Origin of the sequence: Psychrobacter sp. R86515 (assembly GCF_042466315.1) — a bacterium.
GTDB lineage: Bacteria > Pseudomonadota > Gammaproteobacteria > Pseudomonadales > Moraxellaceae > Psychrobacter.
Genome location: NZ_JAXHCC010000001.1, coordinates 2989972 through 3016835 on the forward strand (window position 1 = coordinate 2989972; position 26864 = coordinate 3016835).

Sequence of the window (26864 nt, forward strand, 5' to 3'; positions counted from 1 at the left end):
CGGCTAGCTATAACCTTCTATTTTGTATATAATACGCAAAATCTGTGCCTAAGCGAGCGGACATGATGCAAGTTACCTATTCACTATCTAGTGGGTTTTGTAGTTTTCATCAATAATGTCTTCTCGCTTTTTTGTGGAAAATTTTTGTGTATCGCCCTTTTTTTACTTTTATATGACAACAGTCAAATGCCGTAAATAAAAGGATACGGAGCAGTTTTAGTCCAACAAAACATGATGGCACTCACCAATAACAGCGGAGGCAATCCTTGAATTCATCGGCAGAAATACAAGCAATTTTGGCACTAGCAGACGGTACAATTTTTCGCGGTGTCAGTATCGGCAGCCTAGGTCATCGTATTGGTGAAGTGGTATTTAACACAGCCATGACAGGGTATCAAGAAATCCTAACCGATCCAAGTTATGCCCGCCAACTGGTGACTTTGACTTACCCTCATATCGGTAATACAGGCACCAATAGCGAGGACACAGAATCTGGCAACGGTCACAAAGTATGGGCAGACGGTCTTATCATCCGTGATGCCACCATGGCAACTTCTAACTTCCGTAACTCAGAGTCACTTAGCGACTATTTACAGCGTAATGAGACAGTGGCTATCGCTGAAATTGATACGCGTCAGCTAACACGTCTATTACGTGATAAAGGTGCACAGAACGGCTGTATCATGACTGCCTCAAACGGCGAGACTATCAGCAGTGACGATGAGCAAAAAGCGATTGAATTAGCAAAAGGTTTTGCAGGTCTAAAGGGCATGGACTTGGCAAAAGAATGCTGCACTAAAGAGAACTTCGAGTGGACAGCGGGCACTTGGGATTTATCAGACACCCTACTCAACCGTGATATCCCTGGTAGTCATGATAGCGGTACTGGCGGCTTCTTTAAGCAACTCGGCACTCACATCGATTCTAAATACAACGTCGTCGCTTATGACTTCGGTAGCAAAACAAACATCCTACGCATGCTCGTTGACCGCGGTTGTCACGTAACGGTTGTACCAGCACAGACCCCTATCGCAGATGTGCTAGCAATGAACCCAGATGGCATCTTCTTATCAAACGGCCCTGGCGATCCTGCAGCTTGTGATTACGCAATCGATGCGGTACGTCACATCATTGAACAAACTGACGTCCCAACGTTTGGCATCTGCTTAGGTCATCAGCTGATTGGTTTGGCTAGCGGTGCAAATACTATCAAAATGAAAACTGGCCATCATGGTGCCAACCATCCAGTACAAGATTTGGCGACTGGCACGGTTATGATCACCAGTCAGAACCATGGTTTTGCGGTTGATGAAGACACGCTACCTGACAACGTTAAATCTACCCATCGCTCACTGTTTGATGGTACCAACCAAGGTATCGAGCTGACCGATAAGCCTGTATTTAGCTTCCAAGGTCACCCAGAAGCCAGCCCTGGTCCACATGACTGCGCGCCATTGTTTGATAAGTTTGCGGATATGATGGAGCAGTCTAAAACTGCCCAAGCGTAAACGGTTGATTATAATTAAATAATAAGTAAACGTTTGAATCGTCCATAGCGGTTCAAGCGGCACTAAATAAAGCACTGCAAGCATAAAACGCCATGAGCGTTATCAAAAATAAAGATTACTCAAATTATCACCCAAACGAAGGTAGCTCTAACTATGCCAAAACGTACCGACATAAAAAGCATTCTTATCATTGGCGCAGGCCCTATCGTCATCGGCCAAGCATGTGAGTTTGACTATTCAGGCGCACAGGCGTGTAAAGCACTAAAAGAAGAAGGCTACCGCGTCATCTTGGTCAACTCAAACCCTGCGACCATCATGACCGACCCTGTCATGGCTGACGCGACCTATATCGAGCCGATTACTTGGCAAACCGTTGAGCAAATCATTGCCAAAGAACGTCCAGATGCAATCTTGCCAACGATGGGCGGACAGACAGCACTAAACTGTGCGCTAGAGCTAGATAAGCACGGCGTATTGACCAAGTATAACTGTGAGTTGATTGGTGCGACCAAAGACTCAATCGAGATGGCAGAAGACCGCAACTTGTTTGATAAAGCCATGAAGCGTATTGGCCTTGAGTGCCCTCGCGCTGAAACGGCTGAAACCATGGAAGAAGCCTTTGCGACTCAAGAAAAAATGGGCTATCCGTGTATCATTCGTCCATCATTTACAATGGGCGGTTCAGGCGGTGGTATCGCTTATAACCGTGATGAGTTCATTGAAATCTGTGAGCGCGGTTTTGACTTGTCTCCAAACCATCAACTGCTTATCGATGAGTCATTGATCGGTTGGAAAGAGTATGAGATGGAAGTGGTTCGTGACAAAAACGACAACTGCATCATCATCTGTGCCATCGAAAACTTTGACCCAATGGGCGTGCATACCGGTGACTCAATCACCGTCGCGCCAGCACAGACCTTGACCGACAAAGAATATCAAATCATGCGTAATGCGTCATTAGCAGTACTGCGTGAGATCGGTGTAGAAACGGGCGGCTCAAACGTACAGTTCGGTATCAATCCTGATACTGGTCGTATGGTCGTCATTGAGATGAACCCACGTGTATCACGCTCATCTGCCCTAGCCTCAAAAGCCACTGGCTTCCCGATTGCCAAAATCGCAGCGAAACTGGCCATTGGTTACACGCTAGATGAATTGCAAAATGACATCACTGGTGGCAAAACGCCAGCCAGCTTTGAGCCTGCGCTTGATTATGTCGTGACCAAGATACCTCGTTTCAACTTCGAAAAATTCCCACAAGCAGACAATATCCTATCGACTCAGATGAAATCGGTCGGTGAAGTGATGGCGATCGGTCGTAATTTCCAAGAGTCAATGCAAAAAGCATTGCGCGGCATGGAAACAGGTGCGGATGGCTTTGACGAGCAAATTGATTTATCAAAAGTAAGCGCCGAAAAAGCGCGTAGCGAAATTATCAACCGCCTAACCATTCCAACACCTGAGCGTATCTACTACGTTGCTGATGCATTCCGCGTCGGTATGAGTGTCGATGAAGTGTTTAATTTTACCAAGATTGACCCATGGTTCTTAGTACAGATAGAAGACATCGTTAAAACAGAAGCCACTGTAAAATCACTTGGTTTTGGCGGCTTGAACGAGAAAAATCTACGTAGCTTTAAACGTAAAGGCTTGTCAGATTTGCGTTTGGCTAAATTGCTTGGTATCTCACAAAAGCAACTTCGCAAGAAGCGTTGGGATCTAAACGTCTATCCAGTCTATAAGCGTGTCGATACCTGTGCCGCAGAGTTTGCTACTAGCACGGCTTATATGTACTCAACGTACGATAGCGAATGTGAAGCAAACCCAACAGACAAAAAGAAAATCATGGTTATCGGTGGCGGCCCTAACCGGATCGGCCAAGGTATTGAGTTTGATTACTGCTGTGTGCATGCAGCGCTTGCTATGCGTGAAGATGGTTACGAGACCATCATGGTCAACTGTAACCCTGAAACGGTTTCAACCGATTATGACACTTCTGACCGTCTATACTTTGAGCCAATCACATTAGAGGACGTGCTAGAGATCGTTCGTATCGAAAATCCTGATGGTGTGATTGTCCAGTTCGGTGGTCAAACACCATTGAAACTTGCACGCGCACTAGAGTCAGCAGGCGTTAAAATCATCGGTACTAGCCCAGATGCAATCGACCGTGCCGAAGATCGTGAACGCTTCCAGCACATGATTCAGCAGCTGAATTTAGTACAGCCATCAAACGCTCTAGCGACCAGCTTAGAAGACGGCTTGGTTAAAGCAAAAGATGTAGGCTATCCATTGGTTGTACGTCCATCTTATGTACTAGGTGGCCGCGCGATGGAAATCGTCTATAACGAAGACGAGCTAAGACATTACCTACGTACTGCGGTACAAGCATCGAACGAAGCGCCTGTCCTACTAGATCGTTTCTTAGATGATGCTATCGAAGTCGACGTAGACTGTGTATGTGATGGTACTGATGTCGTTATCGGCGGTATTATGCAACATATCGAACAGGCTGGCGTTCACTCAGGTGACTCAGCATGCTCACTACCACCATACTCACTGTCTAAAGAGCTATGTGACGTGATGCGTGCACAGACGGTCGCTATGGCAAAAGAGCTAGGCGTTATCGGTCTAATGAACGTACAGTTCGCGGTAAAAGGCGAAACGGTATATATCCTAGAAGTGAACCCACGTGCTGCACGTACAGTACCGTTCGTCTCTAAGTGTATCGGTACTTCGTTAGCACAGGTTGCAGCGCGCTGTATGGCTGGTACTTCGCTTAAAGACCAAGGCTTTACCACTGAGATTGTCCCAGCATTCTATGCGGTCAAAGAAGCGGTGTTCCCATTTGCTAAGTTCCCGGGCGTTGACCCAATCTTGAGTCCTGAGATGAAATCAACGGGCGAAGTTATGGGCGTAGGCAAAACCTTTGGCGAAGCATTCTACAAGGCCATTATCGGTAGTAACGAGCGTCTGCCAGGTCTACCGACTGAAGGCGAAACAAAAACGGTCTTTATCTCAGTTCGTGACAGTGACAAAGCCCAAATCGCTCCGATTGCTCGTCAGCTTGCAGACTTTGGCTTTAAGATTGTCTCGACCACTGGCACGCAAAAAGTACTGAGCGACGCTGGTATCGAAAGTCAGCAAATCAACAAAGTTACTGAAGGTCGCCCGCATATCGTTGATGCCTTGAAAAACGGCAAAATCGACCTTATCATCAATACTACTGAAGGTAAGCAAGCTCAAGAGGATTCGTTCTCTATTCGCCGCAGTGCGCTACAGGGCAAAGTATTCTACGTCACCACGTTAGGTGCCGCTGATGCCGTCTGCAAATCTTATGCGATTGACTTACCGTTTGATGTCTATAAGTTACAAGATTTGCATGAGCAAGCAAAGTCTATTGACGTGGCTGAATAATTTCAGTAGATTAAGCATAACCGTTAGGCTTGCCTAAAAGCTCACTCAAGTATCGTTGTTTGCTTTAAATATAGCCAACCATGCTTGAGGAACGATACCTTTACCGTGATAGACCTAAAAAGCATAGTGGCTAAATTGCGACTATGCTTTTTATTACGTAAGCTTAAGTGCGCCTATGCTTGAATTGAGGTGAGATACACTCATAAATGATAGCCAACTTGTTCATTACATCGTCTTAATTATCACTCTTTTATATTTTATATCCATTGCAACAACACTGACACCATCTCATTATGAGGTGGTGTGGTGTTATTGGTTTAAGGAAAAAACATGCAACGTTACCCAATGACTCCGCAAGGACACGCGGCTTTAGAAGCCGAATTAAAACAGCTAAAAAGTGTCGACCGTCCACGCATCACAGCATCGATTGCTGAAGCACGCGAACACGGCGATTTGAAAGAAAATGCTGAATACCATGCTGCCCGTGAGCAACAAGGTTTTTGTGAAGCACGTATTCGTGATATCGAAGCCAAACTTGGTGGCGCTCAAGTCATCGATCCTTCGACACTGCCAAAAGAAGGCCGTATCGTGTTTGGCGTCAGCGTCGTGATTGAAAACATGGACACCGAAGAAGAGAAACAATACAAAATCGTTGGCGATGATGAGGCTGACTTTAAAGCTGGTAAAATCTCAGTCAATTCACCAATCGCTCGTGGTCTGATTGGTAAATTCGAAGGCGACGAAGTGCGCATCGAAACGCCAAAGGGCGTCGTTGAATATGAAGTTATGAAAGTCATTTACGACTAATAGCTACACTGCGTTCTAATCTAGAATTTTGATACTCTCAATTGTAGACAGTTTGAAAAATGACTTTTAGATAGCAGCTTCGATGACAATGATTGCGCCTAGCTACTTAGTTATGCGACTCCATAGATGAAAGCTGTACTACACATAGATAGCATTTATACCGTTTCGGTTACACAATGCTGCTTTTATCCATGATTTGTTTTGGCGCATAATTATTTGAGTTTGAGCGCACAACAGCTTCAATATTCAGTTTATTCAATAAGAAATAGTTAAGATTGAATAGCTTTTATACAAGTTAGCACTGCTGCGCTCTTACTAAAAATAATGATGGTCTGATCGCATACATAGGCTAATATCAGCACTACTACCCTCGTTATTTGGCATATTTTTCGGTGTCATTTAGCGGGGGTTTTGTTTATCTAAGCATTATCTATTGTTGTATTACTTACTATTATTTTTGAGGAGTCTTTTATGATTACGAACAATAGTTTTCAAGCATTAACTACTAAAACGACTATGGCAAAAAATGCAGCTATGTCTGCAATGCTAGCAGGTATCATGTTGGCCGCATCATCTGCCAATGCTGCCCCTGAGATTGCTATTAGCTCATCTGCGAGCGGTAGCACCACGGTGGTCGAGCAATACTCTGATGGCAAAACTGCTACTATTACGGCGACGCCAAACGGTATCACCATGCAAGATGGTATGCCGTACGCGATAACTCAGGTGACCACTGTGCCACGCTATGTCGTGCGTCAGTCTCCTATTGTCCAAGGTACGACGACCGTTACTAGCGTACCAGTGACTAACTCTATTACCAATAAGGTCACTAAAGTAGATGTGATTACCACGCCTGCCAGCAGCGTGACGCAAGTACTACCTGTCGCAACCAACGTCACCCCGCCAGTGATTATGCAGCAGCCAGTGACCAATCAAGTAACGACAACGACGACAACTTTGGATACGTTGCAACTGACCCCGACTTTTAGCACGCCTGGCGTAGTCAATGCCAACACCAAAGTCATGAAAATTCTAAAAAATGCTGATGGACGTGAAGTTGCCGTCCCTGCCAATCATATTGCCCCTGGTGATGTGATCGAGTATCACACCACGTACACCAATACCACGGCACAGCCAGTCAATGACATCAACGCCATGATCTCATTACCAAGTGGCGTCCAGTTAGTCTCGTTGAATAGTCCTCTGCCGACGCTTGCGACAACGGGTGGCGATAGCTATCAAACCATTCAGCAGGTTGGCAATACTGTGGTTGTCCAAGAAAACTACTCTGGTCTGAAATGGAACTTGGTGAACTTTGATGCCAATGCAGCCAAAACCGTGGTAATACGTGCGAAGGTTCAGTAAATACAGTAATAGAACTTAATAAATTCTAAATTTTATAAAAGGTCTTGTGGACTAGTCATCTAGTCTACAAGACCTTTATTTTGGGAAATAGCCAACTTATTGTGATATAAATAAACGTTTGTTAATCCGAAAAATGAGCCTTGTACTTGTATCGGCTATACCACGTTATTATTAAGCTCTTTATCACTAAGGCAGATGAAGAATGAGCATCCTGTCCATTAGAATACTTCTATTCATCCTTATTCTTATTGGCATATTTATTGTCTTTAAAGCGATAAAACTGTTTAGCAATGCATTCAATGTCGTCATATTATTGACACTACCATATAACGATAATGCAGGTAGTTTTACTGTCTCAAAACCTGGCGTTTATGCAATCTGGCACAAGGGCCCTCTCTTCAAAAAAACGCCGCTGTATCAGTTTAGACCACATATTCTCAATACCGCTACTAACAAAGAAATCAAGATTAACCGCTCGATACTGTCTCCGCGCTCAAACAATTTTGATACTGGAAGAATGGAGCTTTTTACTTTTAAGGCGGAAGCGGGTCACTACGAATTAAAGCTAGGACCAGGTTCAAGTACCTCAAGATTTCAAGCAATGATAGGAGGCGCCATACCGTTGGCCAATATTGATTCAAACCACTACTCTATTGAGATTCAAAAAAGCCAAGCACAGATATTCACGATACTAGCCATTCCTCTCCTACTACTCGGTATTGCAGGTATTGTTAGCGGATTGGTGGTTGGATTATTAGCTGAAAAAATCTTTATGTAAATTCAAACCATATCCAAAAGTCCAGATTTTTGTGACGACAACCGTTGTCGCATATCATTCTAACTTCACCTATAAATACAATGACTTAGCGATAATTTTGGTAAAATAGTCTTTCATCAATTAATTGGTAAAACGCGACTTATGGCAAACATCAATTATGAAAGATTACAGGGAAAACTCAATATTTTGGCTGATGCTGCCAAGTATGATGTCTCCTGCTCATCCTCCGCTGGTACTCGCAAAAACCAAGGCGGCGGACTAGGTGATGCCTCAGCAACAGGTATCTGTCACAGCTATACCGAAGATGGTCGCTGCGTCAGTCTGCTAAAGATTCTTTTGACCAATCACTGCATTTACGACTGTGCTTATTGCACCTCACGTAAAAGCAATGATACGCCGCGCGCCGCGTTCAGTGTCGAAGAAGTCGTTGACTTAACCATGCAGTTTTATCGCCGTAACTATATTGAAGGGTTATTTCTTAGCTCTGGTATCTTTAAAAGTGGCGACTATACAATGGAGCGACTGGTCGAAGTCGCCAAACTCTTGCGTACTCGCGAACGCTTTAATGGTTACATCCATCTAAAGACCATTCCAGGTGCGTCAAAGGAACTGCTATTAGAAGCAGGATTATATGCGGATCGTTTGAGCGTCAATATCGAGATTCCAACCAAATCAGGGTTGGCTTTGCTTGCGCCAGAGAAATCACATGACCAATTAAAAGCACCGATGGAGACGGTAAAAGAAGAAATCATCACCATTCGTGAAAGCCGTAAGACTCATAAGAAAGCGCCTAAGTTCACGCCAGCAGGTCAGACCAGCCAAATGATCGTTGGTGCGAGTAACGAGACTGACTTGCAGGTGATTCAGCTGTCGAGTCACTTTTACAAAACGTATGATCTCAAGCGTGTCTATTACTCAGGCTATGTACCTATGCTCTCTGATAATCGCTTGCCTGCGATTGGAACGCCCGTGCCCATGGTACGAGAGAATCGTCTGTATCAGGCAGATTGGTTAATGCGCTTTTATGGTTTTGGTGCGCATGAGATTGTGGAGCCGGAGTCGCCATTTTTAGATTTGGACTGCGATCCAAAACTGGCTTGGGCAATACGCCATCGTGAGCATTTCCCAGTCAATATCCAGACAGCGACTTATGAGATGATTGTACGCATCCCAGGTATCGGTACAAAGACTGCTAAGAAAATCGTCAAAGCACGTAAGTTCAATCAATTAACGCTATACCATCTAAAAAAGATGGGCGCTGCGGTCAACCGTGCTAAATACTTCATCGCGACTACTGGCAAAAACGAACACCTTGCTCATTTAACGCGCGATAATTTCCGTCAGTATGTGTTGGCTCAAACACAAACCAAGTTTAACGATCAGCGTACTGGGCAGTTGGCTTTATTCTAGAATGGCTCTAGATAGTGTGCGCTAGAGAAAGTCGCTATCTCGCTACTGTATTTATGATAGAAATGTAGGATAAAACATGTCAGCACTTATGCAAAACGACTCTTACGCTGTTGGTCAATTGACGCCTAGCATTGTACTGTATGAGCCTAGCTTTGAAGGTTGGCTGAGTGCGGTGTTTTATGTCTATGCCAATCGTCTACAAAACGATATGTCACTGAAGCTAACCGCTCAAGATTGCTATGTGCCATCACTCATCGCTCAGGCGACTAACGTGGCAACCGATGAGGATAAAGCCGAGCGCGTGTTGGTTAAATTAAATACATTACTGGGTCGCTCAGGCATGCGAAATATCTTGTGGGGTTTTTTATCAGAGAAAGACGATATCGGTACGACATTGTTCCGCGTGGTCAAATACGCCATCGACTATCCCAATCGTCAAATCATGCAGGATTTGGGTAATTTAAATGTTCTCGAATTAGTCCAAACAGTCAAATCTGTTGGGCGCGAAAAACACCGTATGGAGGCGTTTGTACGTTTTGAGCATACGACTGATGATATTTATTTTGCACGTGTAGAGCCTGATTTTAATGTACTGCCACTCATCGGAGAGCATTTTCGGCAACGTTATCAGGATCAGCACTGGGCGATCTATGATCTAACGCGAGGCTATGGCATCTATTATGATAAAAGTAATAGCACGCCATCACGTCCAGCAAAGCTGCAAACCATCACCGACCTCGATGATGCGGTACTACGCAACCCTGCTAGCATCCATAGTCCTGATGAGCAGCGCTATCAAAAATTCTGGCAAGGCTACTTTACCAACGTCAATATCAAAGAGCGCAAAAATCCCAAGCTACATAAACAATATTTCCCGCAGCGCTACTGGAAATACTTGAGTGAAAAACAAGTACTGCCCAATGCTGAGCATTTACAAAAACGACGCTAATGGCTTTTGGTGTTTATTAATCCACGTCTTACGCTTATATAGTCTAAAAACTACCTATCTGACCTTATCTTTTTATCTTGATGGTTGAGTTTTAATCGCTTTTAACTGACAATAGCAAATTGATATTACTAACCGGTGACCAACGCTATTATGAAAGTTATGCGCTTACTGTCGTCTCTAAAGCATGATGAGTCCGAGCGCGGCATTTTTCATCTTGGGCGGGCATTGGTCAAAAATGAGCATACCTCTATCATTGTCTCGAGTGCCGATGAAGACAATGACTTGGTTAGACGTCTCAAGCGCGATGGCAATATTTACCATCAGCTGCACGTAAATAAAAAGTCTTGGCTATCGCTATTGCAAGTCTCTGCACTACGGCATTTGATAGAAAAGTACGAACCCGATGTCATTCATGTACATTCGCGTACCCCTGCATGGATATTGCATTTGGCACTGCGCCGCGCACGTGTCAGACGTTTTCCCAAACTGGTCTCGACCATGTATGGTTTTTATCCAATCAATAAATACTCTCAGGCTCTACTCAATGTTGATACGATAATCACCGTATCTGATAGTGTCACTCAATACTTAAAAAAAGGACTGCGCATCGAAGACGTAGATCCTAAGGTCATCACGCGTATCTATCGTGGTATCGATACTCGGCGCTACCCTTATCGTCATAATCCGTCGGTCTATTGGTTACGTCATACCTTTGCTGAATACCCTGAGCTTGAGCACAAAAAATGGCTCGTATTCCCAACCGTAATCGGTAACGAGTATGGGCAAGAATGGCTCATCGATATCTTGGGTAACCTGCAAGAGCAGTTCCCCAATATTCATGTCATTATTATGGATGAAGACTATAAAGACGGCGATGTCGCTCATGAAGATTTTCGCCAACGCACCAACAGCTTAGGATTGGCGGAGCGCATTACCTATGTGGGCAGCAAACGTAATGATATGCGAGAATGGCTATCAGCGGCCAATATTGTCATGGCACTTGCCAATGAGCCCGAGTCAATCGGTATCAATGCCCTACAAGCCATACATCTAGGTACGCCAGTTATTGGTTGGGATCAAGCAGCCTTTAGCGAGATTTTACAACCACTCTACCCGCAAGGACTGGTAAAAAAATATAATGCCAACGCGCTTTGTAAAGCGGTTAGAAATCAGCTGGAGAGTGTGACGCGTCCTGAAATGACCAACAAATTTACCATGCGTGAAATGATTGAAAAAACGCTTGAAGTCTATCAAGGCTTACATGATACGGCGCTTGCCGAAGAACAAGCAGAAGCAGATGCTATCGCAGTTCGACGCATCAAACGCAGTCTAAAAAAAGCATCTAAACCCGCCCTAAATGTCGCTGTAAAAAACATCGAACCTGTTGCTAAAAATCCAAAAATAAAGCTGACTAAAGAAAAATCGAAGACAACGGATAATGTCGATACGGTAGAAACAACTGAAGATAATCATCAACCATAAACTAAGCGTTTTATTCGTTACGTAATTTTTTAATTAAAAAAAGGCTACTTCTAAAATGGAAGTAGCCTTTTTTGTTCAATCATCACTGGGCAATATCAAACCTAACGAAATTTAGCTTAGGTTTAATAAGTCGTCGGTGTATGGGCACTTACAATACGGGTGATGCTATCGGTAGGATTAATAAAAGTATGCGGCTGAATGGTATCAATCACATAGCTATCGCCTTGATTTAGTAAATAGGTACTGTCTTCGATACGGATAATAATCTTACCCTCGATGACCGTACCAATCTCTTCACCTTCGTGAGCGATTTTTTCCTCTGTTGAACTATTTGGCTGATAGGTCTCGATTAAGAACCCCAAGTTTCTTGTCCTGCTACAGTTATAGACCTGCTTTAGCGACACTTTGCTATTGGGTTCATTGAGCTCTAATAGATCCTTTGGCGTTACAATCACTCTAGCCTTTGGCTCTTTCCACTCGTCACTAAAAAACGTAGTCAGATCAGAACCCAACACTGTCAAAATCGCCTTTAACGTATTGACCGCTGGACTGACCTTATTGCGCTCAATCGAGCTGATAGACGTGTTTGTCAACCCTGACAGTTTTGCCAATTTACGTTGCGAGTAACCTTTTGCTAGACGCAACTGGTTAATCTTTTTACCAATGTCTTCTTTCAACGACTCATCTGCTTCAGAAGTCGACGCTGCTTCAGAATCATTCAGTTCATCATCGTCGATATCATCTATTTCAATATTAATATCAGCTACATCTTTGTCATCGACACTATCAACATCGTTTTCAATGTTATCACTATCAGTGACAGCAGTTTCTGCCTTACTTTTAGTCGTGCTACTCGGTTTGTGGTTCTCTGGCATGGTGAATAAATTCCGTGAATAGAAATTTGGACAAGCTATCTTGCGCATAATTTAACTCAGGATGCCATTGTACACCAATCATAAATGGATGTTGTAACAAGCTGATAGCCTCTACCAGACCATCAGGCGCTAACGCTTCGACGAATAAACGCTCGCCTACTTTATTGATGGCTTGCTTGTGCAATGAGTTGACGTGCCACTTTTCACCAAATGCTGCCAGCCTTCCTTGAGGTTGAATGATGACGTCATGTATGGGCTGATACTGCACCTCAAGCGGCTGGGTATTGTCTTCTAAATGCTGCTCATAAAACTCACCAATATCACGCCAATCAGGATATAGCGTGCCCCCAAAATGAACATTCATCTCTTGCAAGCCTCGGCAAACTGCAAACAGCGGAATGTTTTTTTCGTCTGCATAAGCCAATAATTTGAAGCTCAGCTCATCACGGCCTAGATCTTGTTTGGCTTCGGTATGTGTCGCGCCATAACGAGTTGGGGCGACATTGCTATAACTACCGGTCAATAAGATTCCATCTGCTATTTCGAGCAGCGCATCGAAGTTTTCGCTGTCAGCAGCTGTGTTTGGCAGCAGTATAGGATTCCCACCATAAAAATTTACTGCATCGATATATTTTTGATATACCGCCTGTGCTGGCTGTCCGTCAACCATCTTATGACAAGACACAATAGCAATAATAGGTCTGGAATTTTTCATCTCATTTTCCCTCGTTATAACAACTAGACCTAAGCTGTCTATGTTGTCTAATCTCTTATTTAGCTAAAATTTAACACAACGCCTCGTAAAATGTAAACTATAAACTTCATTAATGTCGGTATTTTTACTAAAAATCCGCATTTGAGTTATTTTAAGATAATTTTAAATAAAAATTGACAATTATAGTTTTCATCCATATATTAAAAGTCAGCAGTAATGATAACCAACATAGTTTAGCTTTTAGCCTGAATAAAAACGCCTAAGAGATAGTTTAGCTTTTAGCCTGAATAAAAACGCCTAAGAGCACAGTCTATGAGTCACTAATATCATTGATAAAAAATTTAGCTTTAATAAAAACAATCCAGATTCAACCCGTCATTTATCAAATACTTATCTATTAAGTGTTCGTTATAAATGCCACTAGCAGAGAATTTAGACACCGCAGCCAAAACGTAGTAGCAGTAACAAACCCAGTAATTCTACAAATTCATAGGAAGAACAGACATGATGACAACCAATGGAATGGTCAAATCTGCAAACAGCACAGAGTACGTCTATGTTGCCGCAGGAGATATCAATGGCTTACTTCGTGGTAAGCGCATCCCTTTTGATCAAATGGAAAAAGCAGAAAACGGCGCAATCCGATTACCTCTGTCAATCTTAGGTGTCGATATATGGGGCGCTGATGTCATCGAGTCTTCGCAGTGCAATGGTGATATCGATGCCATTGCCCGTCCAACTGGTCGCGCTGCTTATCCGCTTCTCAATACCAGTGCCCCTTCATCGCTACTACCTATATGGTTATATACCGAAGACAATGAGCCTTATTACGGTGATGCCCGCCATGTTTTGGACTACATCAGTAAAAAGTTCAAAGCACTGGGGCTGACGCCAGTGATGGCAACCGAACTAGAGTTTTATTTGGTTGACTATACCGAGGGTGAGACACCCAAGCCGCCTATCCGCCCCAAGAGCGGCCTAAGACTAAATAAGACATCCATTTTAAGTATCAATGACCTATTACAATTTGATGAATTTTTAGATGAAGTCTACGAGCAGTGTGAAAAGCTCGACATTCCTGTCGATGCAGCATTGGCAGAAAATGGTTGTGGTCAGTTTGAGATCAATTTATTACACGTCGATGACCCATTAAAAGCCGCTGACGACGCGATTTTGTTTAAACAAGTGGTTAAGGCCGTGGCAGCTCGTCGTAAGCTTACCGCGACCTTTATGGCAAAGCCTTTTGGCCTACAGTCTGGCAATGGCTTTCATGTGCATTGCAGCTTATTAGATAAAGATGGCAACAACGTCTTCGATGATGGGTCAGATGAAGGCTCAGATATGTTGCGTCATGCCGTTGCTGGTCTACTAAAGACCATGTCAGATTGCACCTTATTGTTTGCACCGCATGTCAACTCTTACCGCCGCTTTACCCCCGGTACATTGGCCCCAAACAACGTATCGTGGGGTTATGAGAACCGCACCGCAGCTGTACGTATCCCTGGCGGTGACACCAGATCACGCCGTATCGAGCACCGTGTATCTGGTGCAGATGCCAACCCTTATCTAGTTTGTAGCGCAGTATTGGCGGGTATGCTGTATGGTATCGAAAACAAGCTTGAAGCACCTGAGCCGATTAATAGCATTACTTATGATGCAGCAGAACTAAAAACCTTACCGTTGGACTGGCTCTCAGCCATTCGTCAATTTGAGAGCAGCGATGTGGTTGACTCACTATTTCCAAGCGAGATGATTGAGCTATTGATTGCGGTCAAAAAGCAAGAGGCCAAACGCTTTGCTCAGCAAGTGACCAACCTTGAATACCTCACCTATTTACAGGATGTTTGATATGTCAAATAGCAACCCAAATAGCAATCAAAGTAGCAATATGGCAACGAACCAAAACCCACCTTCTAACAACACGCGCAATATCCCGCATTACTCGGATAAGGGTCAATACCCTGATAGCTATTATGCAGCCAGTCGTAACCCTAAGCCTGACAGACCAACGCTTAAAAACGATATTCAAGTAGAAATCTGCGTGGTCGGTGGCGGTTACAGCGGCCTATCAACTGCCTTGCACCTTATCGAAACAGATCATGAGGTCGTCGTGCTTGAAGGCGCACAGATTGGGTGGGGCGCATCAGGTCGTAACGGCGGTCAAATCGTCAATGGTCTAAATGCTAGCCTGCAAAAAATCAAAAAATCTTATGGTCAGCAAAGCGCAGACTTCGTCGGGCAGCTCGTGACTCGCGGTGGCAAAATCATTCGCCGCTTTGTCAGTGACTACGATATCAGCTGCGATTTGAAAGAAAAAAACATCTTTGCAGCATTGAATAACGGACAGCTAAAAGATTTGCAAGAAACGCATGCACTGTGGGAAAGCCACGGTATGCACGACCGAGAGATGCTAGACAAAAATGGCATTCAAGAACATATCAAGTCAGATGCTTATGTGGGCGGTGTCATCGACCATTCAGGTGGACACTTCCATCCATTGAACCTTGCATTGGGTGAAGCGGCAGCTATCGAAAAAAATGGCGGCACGATTTATGAAAACACCTTAGTCGTAGATATTGAGTACGCTGACGACTCTATCAAAGTCATTACTGAGTTTGGTACGGTGACTTGTAAGCAAGCCGTTCTATGCGGTAACGCTTATCTCAATAAAGTCATTCCTAAGCTGACTGATCGCGTAATGCCAGTATCGACACAGATTATCGCGACCGAGCCATTGGGTGATTTGGCCGATCAACTACTCCCTACTGACGTCTGTGTCGAAGATGTGCGCTACATTCTTGACTACTATCGCCTCTCAGCAGACAAACGCATGTTGTTTGGCGGCGGTACGGTTTACGGCGGTCAAGATCCTGCTGATATCACCGCCAAAATCAGACCCAATATGAATAAGATTTTCCCAGAGCTGCGCGATGTAAAAATCGACTACGCGTGGAGTGGTAACTTTGCCCTGTCCTTCTCTCGCGTCCCGCAAATGGGCAAACTACATGAGCGCGTATATTTCGCCCACGGCTATAGTGGACACGGCGTAACAGGCTCTCATCTGTTCGGGCAAATCTTGGCTGATGCCATCAATGGCAAAACCAAAGAGTTTGACACCTTTGCACAGATACCTTGGATTCCATTCCCAGGTGGCAGGGCTCTACGAGTTCCTTACTCGGTCATGGGTTCGTGGTGGTATGCACTAAAAGACACCACCGGCATGTAAATATATGACCAACCGTGCATAAAAGCGGTCGACATAGACAACGCTTTTATCATAAAAACTACTGTTGCCTTGACCTATCACAGTAATGGATTGCTGTGATAGGAAGCTCGATAGAAAGTTGATTCGCTACTGTCTGTCGAGCATCAACCACCGAATAGAGTTTGTTTTAAAAAATGAGGTTCTACAGGGAGCGTAAGTATGAACATGAAACTCAATGATGCTGTCGAAGGGCACTATCATAACAAGCGAGTCTTTCTCACCGTAATAGTAGCCGTCGTCATCTATCTGGCCTTTGCTTGGCTATCCATGAGCCGTGGACCAGATGAATCTTGGGGTGCTTTATCTTTATTACCCACATTATTAGTATTAGTCACCGCCATTGTCTCTAGGCGACCGTTTGAGTCTATGATCGCAGGCTGCGTCGCTGGACTTGTGATGCTCAACCCCTTTGATCTGGTTTCCCCCTTTGCAGACAATATGTCGATGGTCTTGGGCAACGAGACCATTATCTGGATTGTCCTCGTCTGTGGTCTAATGGGCGGGTTAATTCAGCTCCTTGAAATTAGTGGCTGCCTAGATGGTTTTAGTGAATGGCTACAAAAAATTATCAAGTCGCGTCGTCAGTCATTGTTGGCCACTTTTGCTTTGGGCGTTGTGGTTTTTATCGATGATTATTTGAACTGCTTAGCTGTATCAACTTCCGTCAAAAAGCTCACTGACGTCTATAACGTCTCTCGTGAAAAGCTCGCCTATATCGTCGATTCGACCGCTGCCCCTATGTGTATTATCGTGCCTATCTCGACTTGGGCCGTTTACTTTGCAGGTCTGCTAGAAGAAAACGGCGTAGCAGCAGATGGCGAAGGCATTGGACTTTATATCAGCGCTATTCCTTATATGGCCTATGCTTGGTTTGCCTTACTTATTGTATTCTTGGTCGCTTATGGCATATTGGGCGATTGGGGACCGATGAAAAAAGCAGAGAAACGCGCCAAGGCTGGCAACCCTGTTCCTGAAGCGTTTGTCGAAGAGCAACTGATCTCAAACGTCAAAGCCAAGCGCAAGCTGTCATTCAAAGCCAACATCGCTAACTTTGCTTTTCCAATGATTCTATTGATTGTCTCAACCGTTTACTTTGAAATCGACCTGTTACGCGGGGCATTACTAACCTGTTTTGTGACTGTCGTTGTCTACTGGATGCAAGGGATCTTGAGCTTTGAGACACAAGTTGAAGCCATTTTTAAAGGCTTTAAAGTCATGCTCTATCCCCTCTCAACCGTTATTGGTGGTTTTTTCTTAAAAGCAATCAACGATGAGCTTGGTATGACCATGTATGTGATTGAGGCTATCACGCCTTATATGACCATTATTATCTTTCCTGCGGTTATCTTTGCGGTCATGGCCTTCTTAACCTTTGCTACTTCATCAAGCTGGGGTCTGTACGTGTTGGCAATGCCTATCGTGTTCCCAATATCGCTCGCCCTTGGCGTAAGCACACCACTTATGATTGGCGCATTGTTATCAGCCTCATCATTCGGTAGTCATGCGTGTTTCTTTAGTGATTCCTCATTACTTGCCGCGCAAGGTGCTGGCTGCTCACCCATGCAGCATGCCTTTACCCAGTTCCCGTATGCGATGTTAGGTGCAGGACTGTCCGTCGTGACCTTCTTAGGATTGGGCTATATGATGGCTTAAGCCGATAAAACTTGACCAATATGAGCTTAACTATTGTCGCTATACACTAACGAATGATGAGAAATTGTTCGTTAGCAAATACGAATCATCATCTACCTATAGTATTACTTATCTATCAATAAAAGGATTGAGATCATGCGAAACGTTACTGTGGCGACCACGCAAATGACATGCGGCTGGGACATCCAGCAAAACATTGCGACCGCGACTGACTTGGTCAAAAAAGCGGCCAACGAGGGTGCCAATATTATCTTGCTACAAGAATTGTTTGAGACGCCCTACTTTTGCCAAGTTCATGACTTTGATTATTTTAAACTGGCAACTTCAGTCGAAGACAATGCAGCTATCAATCACTTCAAAAATCTGGCAAAAGAGTTAGAAGTGGTATTGCCAATTAGCTTTTATGAAAAATCAGGCAATACTTTCTTTAATAGCATCACTGTGATCGATGCCGATGGCGAGATACTGGGCACTTATCGCAAAACGCACATACCAGATGGTATTCCTTATGCGGAAAAGTTCTATTTTACCCCTGGTGATACAGGATTTAAGGTTTGGCAAACCAAATACGCTAAGATTGGTGTCGGTATCTGCTGGGATCAGTGGTTCCCTGAATGCGCCCGTAGCATGGCATTGATGGGTGCCGAGTTGCTGTTTTACCCGACTGCCATCGGTGATGAGCCAACACTCGGTATCGACTCAAAAGGCCATTGGCAGCGCTGTATGCAAGGCCATTCCGCCGCCAACTTAATGCCAGTTATTGCAGCCAATCGCATTGGCACAGAAACCATCAGCCAAAATGGCAATGACAGCACGATGCAGTTTTATGGTAGCTCGTTCATTACCGACGGCCGCGGCGACATCATAAAAGAAGCCTCAGCAAATACTAGCGAAGTGATTAGTACCACCTTTGACTTAGATCAACTGGCTATCGATCGTCAGCAATGGGGTGTGTTCCGTGACCGTCGTCCATCGATGTATGGCACGCTGCTCACTCACGGTTAATTTGATTTCCGTCTCTTTAGTTTACTCTCACTATTTTTATAGTCGCTCGTGTACGATAAGGTGATTTTATGTCTATATTACTGACAGACTCAACCCCGCAGCAAGATGGCTTTTATATGCCAGCAGAGTTTGAGCCAATACAAAAGGTATGGATGGTCTGGCCATACCGTGCTGATAACTGGCGACAACAAGCAATCCCTGCCAAGAAGGCTTATGCTGATGTTGCATTGGCAATTAACAAGTTTTGTGAAGTCGGCGTACTGGTTAATCCTGAGGATTATCAACAGTGCCGCGATAGCTTACCTGATGATATCGATGTTATCTCTATGCCTAGCAACGATGCGTGGGCGCGTGATACTGTGCCGACATTTTTAATCAATGACGCAGGCGAGCTACGCGCTTGTGATTGGACATTCAATGCGTGGGGCGGAGACTATGATGGGCTCTACTCGCCATGGGATGACGATGATAAACTCGCAGAACGCTTATGTGAGCATCTAGATATTCCGCGTTATCGAACGGATGACTTTGTCATGGAAGGCGGCGCGTTTCATGTCGATGGTGAAGGCACGGTTCTGACCACGCGTATGTGTCTGCTAAGCCCGGGGCGCAATCCACATCTGAGCGAGCAGCAAATCGAGGACAAGCTAAAAGCCTATCTCAATGTCCAAAAAGTGCTCTGGATTGATGATGGTATCGACCCTGATGAGACTACAGGTCACATCGATGATATCGCTTGCTTTGCACGACCTGGTGAAGTGGTTTGCTTATTCACTGATGATCCTGAGAATCCGTTTTATGAAGCAACGCAAAAAGCCTACGAGCAGCTCTCAAATATGACCGATGCAAAAGGCAGACGACTAACAGTCCATAAGCTGTGCTGTACCCAACAGCCAGTGACCTTGCCTGATGATTATGACATTGTGCAGTCTGATGATGCCAAACCTCGCCTAACGGGTGATGTTTGTATCGCCTCATATGCCAATTTTTTGATTTGTAATGACGCGGTCATCGTACCGCAATATGATGATATAAATGATGCACTCGCCATCGAGCAGCTTGAAAAAGTCTTTCCTCAGCATCAGGTAGTGGGAGTACGAACAAGAGAGATTGTTTTTGGTGGCGGTAATATTCACTGTATTACGCAGCAGCAACCAGAACCATCAATCAGAGGCAATAACTAAAAGCATTAATCAAAAGCTTTAATTAAAAGTAGCAGCATAAAAATATAGACCCAAATGGATTTTGAACCCAATAATATTTTAAAATAAAGGACATAATATGAGCGATTATCAAGTTAATAACCCAGCCACTGGTGAAGTAGAAGCCACTTACCCTACCGCCACTGAACAAGACATCCAACAAGTCATTGAGCAAGCAGACACTGCTTATCAAGATTGGCGTAAAGTGCCATTAAATGAGCGCAGTGCATTACTGCATAAAATCGCTGATATCTATCTTGAGCGCCAAGACGAGCTATCACGTATCGTTGCAAATGAGATGGGCAAACCTGTTGCCCAAGCAAAAGGCGAGATCGGTCTGGTTGCTGATATCTATCGCTACTATGCAGACAACGCTGAGCAGCTACTAGCGCCAAGCACCATTGATGTAGACTCAGGATCAGCATCGGTAGAAAAACACCCTGTAGGCGCGCTGCTAGGTATCATGCCGTGGAACTATCCACATTACCAAGTAGCCCGTTTTGTCGCGCCAAACTTTATGGCGGGTAATACAATTATTCTAAAACACGCACCACAGTGTCCAAATACAGCAGAAGTTATCGTTGATATCTTTAAAGATGCAGGCGTACCGGAAGGCGTTTATAACAATATTTTTGCGACCAATGAGCAATCAGCGACCATTATCAATGACACACGCGTACAAGGTGTCTCGCTAACAGGTTCTGAACGCGCAGGACAAGCCGTGGCAAAAGAAGCTGGCGGCGCACTCAAAAAAGTCGTTTTAGAATTGGGCGGTTCAGATGCCTTTATCGTCGCAGCCGATGCCGATATCGAGCAAGCGATACAAGGCGCTATCTCTGGTCGTTTTGGTAATACTGGACAAGCCTGTAATGCAGCCAAGCGTTTGATCGTCATTGAATCAGTCTATGATAAATTCGTCGAAGGCTTTACCAATGCGGTCAGTAATATGACCTTGGCTGACCCGCTTAAGGAAGATACGTTTATTGGCCCAATGTCATCAAAAGCCGCTGCGGTCAACTTGCAAGCGCAGCTAGACAGCGCTATCCAAGCAGGTGCAACTGTATTGGTAGAAGGCGGCATGGACAAAGACAAGCCTGGCGCTTGGTTTAAGCCTGCGGTACTGACTGATGTGACTGAATCCATGGACGTATATCGTGAAGAGCTGTTTGGTCCTGTAGCAGTCGTCTATAAAGCAAATGATATCGACCATGCTATCAAGATTGCCAACGATGTGCCTTTCGGTTTGGGTGCGTCTATCCAAACGAAAGATGCGGCACTGGCTGCTGAAATCGCTGACAAATTAGAAGTGGGTATGGTCACTATCAATGCACCTTCTGGCTCTGAGGCCAATACGCCATTTGGCGGTGTTAAACGTTCAGGCTTTGGCCGTGAGCTTGGCACCCTTGGTATCACTGAGTTCTTAAATTATAAGCTGATTCGTGATAAGTCTTAATAGATTAAAACCTTAGTGAAATAAAAAAGCCTAACGTTTGACGTTAGGCTTTTTTATGGTGAAGGTAATTAAAGTAAGTCTACTTTTTATATGGATTTTCTTTTAACCATTGCTGGTTAGCCGTTTTTAGCTCACGCAGCTCATGATCCATAATGTCTTTACTCTTACCAGGATTCTTCATCGTAGCATAACCGTACAATACCCCACCAAGTACGATCCAGCCAAGGAAAATCCACCACTCAATAGCGACAAGTGCTGATGGCATACCTGGTAGATATAGTGCCAACATACCAAGACTCAAGATAATAGTGATAATACCAACCAATTTACCTGCTGGTACTCTAAACGGACGTACCATATCAGGCTCACGGTAGCGCAGCACTAAGAATGAAAGAGCCACACAAGTATAGGCAATAACAATACCGAACCCGCCAGCATCTACAATCCACACCAGCATTTTACGACCAAATAATGGCGCAAGTGTCGCGAGACCACCGATTAATAAAATCGCATTGACGGGCGTATTATATTTCGGATGCAGTTTGCATAAAAACTGTGGCAACATGTGCGTTTTGCCCATAGCATATAGCAGACGACTACCACCGATAAGAAACGCATTCCAGCTCGATAAAATACCTAGCACGCCGCCAATAACCAGTAACGTACCAGCCCATTTACCATTCCAAGCATTGGTCATCGCATCAGCCGTTGCCAATGTTGAGTCTTGCGCTTGTAATAGCGGTAAAGTCTTGCCCACACTCCAAGCGACTGCTACATACCACAGCACGGCAATAATAATAGAGACAATCAAAAACTTACCGATGTTCGGACGAGATAGATTGATTTCTTCTGCAGCTTGGGGAATAACATCGAAGCCAACGAATAAGAACGGTACCATTACCATCACCGTCATGATGCCACCCATACCGCCAATAAAGTTAGGCGCTTGTACGGTATTAGAGGTTTCAGGGCTGAACAGTAACGCCCCTACGAACAGTAATATACCTACTAGAAAGATACCGACGACTGCTGTTTTTTGGAACCACGCACTGACTTCCATACCGCGTATGTTCAGCCAAGTAACAATCACTGAGCCTAGCATCCCGACGCCTACCCAAGTGGCGTAAACATCCCAGCCAGCAACATTCCAAAGATACCCTTGGCTATAATTGGGAATAATGTATTCGACGACGGTGGGCAGCGCTACTGCCTCAAAAGCGACGACTGAGAAGTAACCGAACAAAATACTCCATGAGCAAATAAATGAGACATTGACCCCTAGTGCTCGGTGGGTATAGGTATGCTCACCGCCAGTAATTGGCATAGAAGCCGCAAGTTCAGCATACGTCACGCCAATCAAAACGACTACCAGACCGCCTATTAAAAAGGCGCTAATTGCGCCCCATATACCTGCCGAGATGATCCAACTACCTGCCAGTACAACCCAGCCCCAACCGACCATTGCACCGAATGCCAGTGCAATGATATCGAATACCCCTAGCGACTTTTTTAATTCAGACATAACCTACTCCTTGTCTGTGTTTCATCCGTGTGAGCCTGTTACAGCTACACTATTTTTGTTTCATGGGATCATACCCATCCTGTTTGTTGTGTCTGTCGCGTCGCCGCAAAGTTTGGCTTTGCTATCGGTATAGTATTCAAACAGCAAAAACAAAAACGGCGTCTTGACTTGCAAGGCGCCGTTAAAAAACTCACTCAAAGCGAGCGTCATAAGGGCAACCTTGCCGTTATCTTTCATACAATCTTTTAACCAATATCGGTACTTAAACTAGCTGTACTTGGTTAAAAGCGATCCATCGCTAAAGTAAATAACACTCAGTATTGCTTATGCCGTTAGAATACCTTTGATGATATCAAGGCCTTCTTGTAGCACTTCATCTTCAACCGTCAATGGCACCATCACACGAATGGCATTGCCATACATACCACAAGACGCTAGTAACAAGCCTTGCTCAAATGATTTTGCTTTTAGATTGGCTGCAGCTGCTGCATCAGGTTTGCCTTCGCTATCAATCAATTCAAACGCTAGCATCGCGCCTTTATAACGGATATGACCGATACTGCTTAGGTTTAAGCCTTTTAAGAACGCGGCGATGGTGTCACCAATCACCACACTACGCTCAAGTAAGTTTTCTTCTTCAATAACTTCCATGACAGCAAGTGCGGCCACACAAGCCAGTGGGTTACCAGAGTAAGTACCGCCCAGGCCACCGACTTGCGGTGCATCCATAATGTCAGCACGGCCGATAACTGCAGAGATAGGATAACCACCCGCCAAACTCTTCGCAGCAGTCATTAGATCAGGCTCAACACCTAGCTGTTCAGTGGCGAACAACGTACCTGTACGAGCAAAACCACACTGTACTTCGTCAAAAATAAGCACGATGCCATGCTCATCACAGATTTCGCGTAGTGCTTTAGCAAATGATGGCGTGACCTGATGGAAACCACCCTCGCCTTGGACTGGCTCGATAATCATTGCAGCCACTTCACTAGGATCGATATCTGCTTGGAAGATCATGTCAAGGCTATGTAGCGCTTGCGCTTCTGTTACGTTCAACTCTTCTGCAGGGAACAACGCATGGAACACAGGTCCTGGCATCGGGCCAAAGTTCTTTTTGTATGGCAATACTTTGCCTGTCAGGCTCATACACATCATGGTACGACCATGCCAGCCACCAACAAAAGAAATCACGCCTGGACGACGGGTTTTAGCACGAGCAATCTTGATGCAGTTTTCAACCGCTTCTGCGCCAGTGGTCAAAAAGAATGCTTTGGTATCGCCGCTGATTGGCGCTTTTTCGCATAGCTTTTCAGCCAAGTCCACATAGCATTCGTAGTTAATCATTTGCGCCGCAGTGTGCGTAAATTTGTCTAGCTGCTCATGGACACGTTGAGTGATTTTTGGATGGCTGTGACCCGTGTTCAATACTGAGATACCACCGACAAAGTCGATATAGCGCTTGCCTTCGATGTCCCAGATTTCTGAGTTCTTTGCTTTTTCTGCAAAGATAGGAAAGGCAACCCCAAGTCCTGTTGGTAAAACAGCTTTGCGGCGCTCAAGTAATGATTGATTGGTAGTCGTCATGGGAATGTCCTTTTCTTTGTTCGTAACATAAGTGCCATCTAGAGATTGGCGGTTTATTTGATGTCTGTCTTTGTACTCAGTAGATATCAAATGGTGCTTGTTTGACTCAAAACACCATAGATATCCAAAAATTCTTGCTAATTGATACTTTGTTAATTGTTACTTTGCTAACCATTAAGCCAACTCATTACGTTATGGCTATTAGGTGATATCAGAACACCAGTATTTGGTCGTGATATAGTCTTCGATACCGTATTTTGAACCTTCACGGCCAAAGCCAGACTGCTTCACACCGCCAAATGGGGCAACTTCTGTAGAAATTAGACCAGTATTATGACCGATGATGCCGTACTCAAGACCTTCGGTAACGCGCCATGAACGTGCATAGTCGCTACTATAAAAGTAAGCGGCCAAGCCATAAATCGTATCGTTAGCAGCACGGATAACTTCCGCTTCGTCTTTGAAGGTAAAGATGGTCGCAATCGGTCCGAAGATTTCTTCAGAAGCGATGTCCATATCACTACTAATATCTGTAATAACCGTCGGGTTATAAGTCAGTTCTGAGGCGTCATTAACACTACCACCAGTGACCAGTTTTGCGCCTTTATCTAGCGCATCTTTTAGCAAGGCTTGTACTTTATCTAACGCTTTTTTGTTGATAAGAGGACCGATATCCACGCCTTCTTCTAAGCCGTTACCTACTTTTAACTCAGCGACTTTTTTGACAAAGACGTCTAAAAATTTATCTTTGATGCTATCTTGTACATATACACGGTTGGCGCAGACACAGGTCTGACCAGCGTTACGATATTTAGAAGCGATTAAACCTGTAGCGGCTTTTTCTAAGTCAGCATCATCAAAGACGATAAATGGCGCATTGCCACCCAACTCTAGCGATAGCTTCTTAATAGTTGGCGCGCATTGTGCCATCAGCGTACGGCCTACTTCTGTAGAGCCTGTGAATGACAGTTTATGAATGCGTGCGTCACCCGTTAGAATGTCGCCGATGACAGAAGACTTACCAGTGACGACTTGAATAACACCAGCTGGAATACCCGCTTGCTCTGCCAATACGCCAAGTGCCAATGCAGAGTACGGTGTCTCGGTAGCAGGTTTGACGATAATCGTACAGCCTGCAGCGAGCGCAGGAGCAACTTTGCGCGTGATCATCGCAGCTGGGAAGTTCCAAGGCGTGATAGCGGCACAAACACCAACCGGCTGCTTGAGTACAACATGACGTAGCTGTGTGCTATTGGCAGGAATCACATCACCATAGACGCGCTTGCCTTCTTCGGCAAACCAGCGGATAAAGCTATTGGCATAACCTACTTCACCACGTGACTCAGTTAGTGGCTTGCCTTGCTCAGCGGTCATAATGATGGCCAAATCTTCTTTATTGGCATCAATTAGATCCGCCCACTTTTGCAATAACTCTGCACGCTCTTTGGCTGTTTTTGCTGCCCAGTCTGTTTGGACGTCATGAGCATAAGCAACGGCTTCGTTGACATCTTCTGTGGTCAGACTTGGTACAGTACCAATGAGCTCGCCATTAAAAGGGTTGTTGACATCGAGCGAAGCTTCATCACTAGCAGCATGCCAGCCGTCTTTAATGAAGCAAGATTGTTTGAGTAAATCTGGATTTGATAACTGCAGCGCGTGTGACATGTTGACGCTCCTTGTCATATAGGATGTATTTATAAGAATGGATAAAATAGTAAGTCGTAAATAATTATTGATAATTCATTATTTGTTCAATATACTGAACACGTATTCTATATACGAAACGTCATTATAAGAACGATATGACGCGATTTGCAACCCTTAATCTCATTATTTTAAAAATTATCTTGTACTTCTTTCTTTTATTTCAC

At 44.5% G+C, this 26864-nt stretch carries 20 protein-coding genes; 14 read left to right on the forward strand and 6 right to left on the reverse strand.

The window, feature by feature from the left end; genetic code table 11:
- Positions 1–266: 266 nt before the first annotated feature.
- From carA to SJY28_RS12265, 8 genes are all read left to right on the forward strand, one after another.
- A complete protein-coding gene (gene carA / locus SJY28_RS12230; protein ID WP_379544657.1) occupies positions 267–1508 on the forward strand; it encodes a glutamine-hydrolyzing carbamoyl-phosphate synthase small subunit in 1242 nt (413 codons plus the stop codon).
- Positions 1509–1661: 153 nt separating this feature from the next.
- Complete coding sequence (gene carB / locus SJY28_RS12235) at positions 1662–4925, forward strand: carbamoyl-phosphate synthase large subunit (protein WP_102091162.1); 3264 nt, start codon at positions 1662–1664, stop codon at positions 4923–4925.
- Between the two features lie 330 nt (positions 4926–5255).
- Positions 5256–5732 (forward strand): transcription elongation factor GreA, encoded by a 477-nt coding sequence (gene greA, locus SJY28_RS12240; protein ID WP_057760725.1) that lies wholly within the window; start codon positions 5256–5258, stop codon positions 5730–5732.
- A 471-nt stretch (positions 5733–6203) separates the two neighbouring features.
- Complete coding sequence (locus SJY28_RS12245; protein WP_379544658.1) at positions 6204–7097, forward strand: hypothetical protein; 894 nt, start codon at positions 6204–6206, stop codon at positions 7095–7097.
- Positions 7098–7299: 202 nt separating this feature from the next.
- A complete protein-coding gene (locus SJY28_RS12250; protein WP_379544659.1) occupies positions 7300–7875 on the forward strand; it encodes a hypothetical protein in 576 nt (191 codons plus the stop codon).
- Between the two features lie 141 nt (positions 7876–8016).
- Complete coding sequence (locus SJY28_RS12255; RefSeq protein ID WP_057760729.1) at positions 8017–9285, forward strand: putative DNA modification/repair radical SAM protein; 1269 nt, start codon at positions 8017–8019, stop codon at positions 9283–9285.
- A 76-nt stretch (positions 9286–9361) separates the two neighbouring features.
- Positions 9362–10234 (forward strand): TIGR03915 family putative DNA repair protein, encoded by an 873-nt coding sequence (locus SJY28_RS12260; RefSeq protein ID WP_379544660.1) that lies wholly within the window; start codon positions 9362–9364, stop codon positions 10232–10234.
- Between the two features lie 150 nt (positions 10235–10384).
- On the forward strand, positions 10385–11716 hold the full coding sequence (locus SJY28_RS12265) for a glycosyltransferase family 4 protein (RefSeq protein ID WP_379544661.1): 1332 nt from the start codon (positions 10385–10387) through the stop codon (positions 11714–11716).
- 122 nt (positions 11717–11838) lie between these two features.
- Here SJY28_RS12265 and SJY28_RS12270 read toward each other — a convergent pair whose 3' ends face one another.
- Complete coding sequence (locus SJY28_RS12270) at positions 11839–12591, reverse strand: cupin domain-containing protein (protein ID WP_379544662.1); 753 nt, start codon at positions 12589–12591, stop codon at positions 11839–11841.
- On the reverse strand, positions 12566–13306 hold the full coding sequence (locus tag SJY28_RS12275) for a gamma-glutamyl-gamma-aminobutyrate hydrolase family protein (RefSeq protein ID WP_379544663.1): 741 nt from the start codon (positions 13304–13306) through the stop codon (positions 12566–12568). Before SJY28_RS12275 ends, SJY28_RS12270 begins: the two co-directional genes overlap by 26 nt.
- A gap of 504 nt (positions 13307–13810) precedes the next feature.
- Here SJY28_RS12275 and SJY28_RS12280 point away from each other — a divergent pair.
- The 6 genes from SJY28_RS12280 (at position 13811) to SJY28_RS12305 (ending at position 21884) form a co-directional block, all read left to right on the forward strand.
- Positions 13811–15154: a glutamine synthetase family protein gene (locus SJY28_RS12280; RefSeq protein ID WP_379544664.1), complete on the forward strand. Its 1344-nt coding sequence runs from the start codon at positions 13811–13813 to the stop codon at positions 15152–15154.
- Position 15155: 1 nt separating this feature from the next.
- A complete protein-coding gene (locus tag SJY28_RS12285; protein WP_379544665.1) occupies positions 15156–16532 on the forward strand; it encodes an NAD(P)/FAD-dependent oxidoreductase in 1377 nt (458 codons plus the stop codon).
- A gap of 198 nt (positions 16533–16730) precedes the next feature.
- Positions 16731–18224, forward strand: coding sequence for a Na+/H+ antiporter NhaC family protein (locus SJY28_RS12290; RefSeq protein WP_101205679.1), 1494 nt, complete (start codon positions 16731–16733; stop codon positions 18222–18224).
- A 132-nt stretch (positions 18225–18356) separates the two neighbouring features.
- Complete coding sequence (aguB, locus tag SJY28_RS12295) at positions 18357–19229, forward strand: N-carbamoylputrescine amidase (RefSeq protein WP_379544997.1); 873 nt, start codon at positions 18357–18359, stop codon at positions 19227–19229.
- A 68-nt stretch (positions 19230–19297) separates the two neighbouring features.
- Positions 19298–20413 (forward strand): agmatine deiminase, encoded by a 1116-nt coding sequence (gene aguA, locus SJY28_RS12300; RefSeq protein ID WP_379544666.1) that lies wholly within the window; start codon positions 19298–19300, stop codon positions 20411–20413.
- 97 nt (positions 20414–20510) lie between these two features.
- On the forward strand, positions 20511–21884 hold the full coding sequence (locus tag SJY28_RS12305; RefSeq protein ID WP_379544667.1) for an NAD-dependent succinate-semialdehyde dehydrogenase: 1374 nt from the start codon (positions 20511–20513) through the stop codon (positions 21882–21884).
- 79 nt (positions 21885–21963) lie between these two features.
- Here SJY28_RS12305 and SJY28_RS12310 read toward each other — a convergent pair whose 3' ends face one another.
- The 4 genes from SJY28_RS12310 to SJY28_RS12325 form a co-directional block, all read right to left on the reverse strand.
- Positions 21964–23406 carry an APC family permease gene (locus SJY28_RS12310; protein WP_101205684.1) on the reverse strand — a complete coding sequence of 481 codons (1443 nt, stop codon included), beginning with the start codon at positions 23404–23406 and terminating at the stop codon, positions 21964–21966.
- 60 nt (positions 23407–23466) lie between these two features.
- Positions 23467–23616, reverse strand: a complete 150-nt coding sequence (locus SJY28_RS12315; RefSeq protein ID WP_379544668.1) for a hypothetical protein — start codon at positions 23614–23616, stop codon at positions 23467–23469.
- A gap of 114 nt (positions 23617–23730) precedes the next feature.
- Positions 23731–24993: a 4-aminobutyrate--2-oxoglutarate transaminase gene (gene gabT / locus SJY28_RS12320; RefSeq protein ID WP_379544669.1), complete on the reverse strand. Its 1263-nt coding sequence runs from the start codon at positions 24991–24993 to the stop codon at positions 23731–23733.
- Positions 24994–25194: 201 nt separating this feature from the next.
- Positions 25195–26658, reverse strand: a complete 1464-nt coding sequence (locus SJY28_RS12325; protein WP_379544670.1) for an NAD-dependent succinate-semialdehyde dehydrogenase — start codon at positions 26656–26658, stop codon at positions 25195–25197.
- Between the last annotated feature and the right edge of the window lie 206 nt (positions 26659–26864).

What these genes read in the sequence shown, in the direction of transcription:
- carB (WP_102091162.1), top strand. Translation starts at nt 1,662, where the DNA reads ATGCCAAAACGTACCGACATAAAAAGCATTCTTATCATTGGCGCAGGC.
- greA (WP_057760725.1), top strand. Translation starts at nt 5,256, where the DNA reads ATGCAACGTTACCCAATGACTCCGCAAGGACACGCGGCTTTAGAAGCC.
- SJY28_RS12245 (WP_379544658.1), top strand. Translation starts at nt 6,204, where the DNA reads ATGATTACGAACAATAGTTTTCAAGCATTAACTACTAAAACGACTATG.
- SJY28_RS12250 (WP_379544659.1), top strand. Translation starts at nt 7,300, where the DNA reads ATGAGCATCCTGTCCATTAGAATACTTCTATTCATCCTTATTCTTATT.
- SJY28_RS12255 (WP_057760729.1), top strand. Translation starts at nt 8,017, where the DNA reads ATGGCAAACATCAATTATGAAAGATTACAGGGAAAACTCAATATTTTG.
- SJY28_RS12260 (WP_379544660.1), top strand. Translation starts at nt 9,362, where the DNA reads ATGTCAGCACTTATGCAAAACGACTCTTACGCTGTTGGTCAATTGACG.
- SJY28_RS12265 (WP_379544661.1), top strand. Translation starts at nt 10,385, where the DNA reads ATGAAAGTTATGCGCTTACTGTCGTCTCTAAAGCATGATGAGTCCGAG.
- SJY28_RS12270 (WP_379544662.1), bottom strand. Translation starts at nt 12,591, where the DNA reads ATGCCAGAGAACCACAAACCGAGTAGCACGACTAAAAGTAAGGCAGAA.
- SJY28_RS12275 (WP_379544663.1), bottom strand. Translation starts at nt 13,306, where the DNA reads ATGAAAAATTCCAGACCTATTATTGCTATTGTGTCTTGTCATAAGATG.
- SJY28_RS12280 (WP_379544664.1), top strand. Translation starts at nt 13,811, where the DNA reads ATGATGACAACCAATGGAATGGTCAAATCTGCAAACAGCACAGAGTAC.
- SJY28_RS12285 (WP_379544665.1), top strand. Translation starts at nt 15,156, where the DNA reads ATGTCAAATAGCAACCCAAATAGCAATCAAAGTAGCAATATGGCAACG.
- SJY28_RS12290 (WP_101205679.1), top strand. Translation starts at nt 16,731, where the DNA reads ATGAACATGAAACTCAATGATGCTGTCGAAGGGCACTATCATAACAAG.
- aguA (WP_379544666.1), top strand. Translation starts at nt 19,298, where the DNA reads ATGTCTATATTACTGACAGACTCAACCCCGCAGCAAGATGGCTTTTAT.
- SJY28_RS12305 (WP_379544667.1), top strand. Translation starts at nt 20,511, where the DNA reads ATGAGCGATTATCAAGTTAATAACCCAGCCACTGGTGAAGTAGAAGCC.
- SJY28_RS12310 (WP_101205684.1), bottom strand. Translation starts at nt 23,406, where the DNA reads ATGTCTGAATTAAAAAAGTCGCTAGGGGTATTCGATATCATTGCACTG.
- SJY28_RS12315 (WP_379544668.1), bottom strand. Translation starts at nt 23,616, where the DNA reads ATGACGCTCGCTTTGAGTGAGTTTTTTAACGGCGCCTTGCAAGTCAAG.
- gabT (WP_379544669.1), bottom strand. Translation starts at nt 24,993, where the DNA reads ATGACGACTACCAATCAATCATTACTTGAGCGCCGCAAAGCTGTTTTA.
- SJY28_RS12325 (WP_379544670.1), bottom strand. Translation starts at nt 26,658, where the DNA reads ATGTCACACGCGCTGCAGTTATCAAATCCAGATTTACTCAAACAATCT.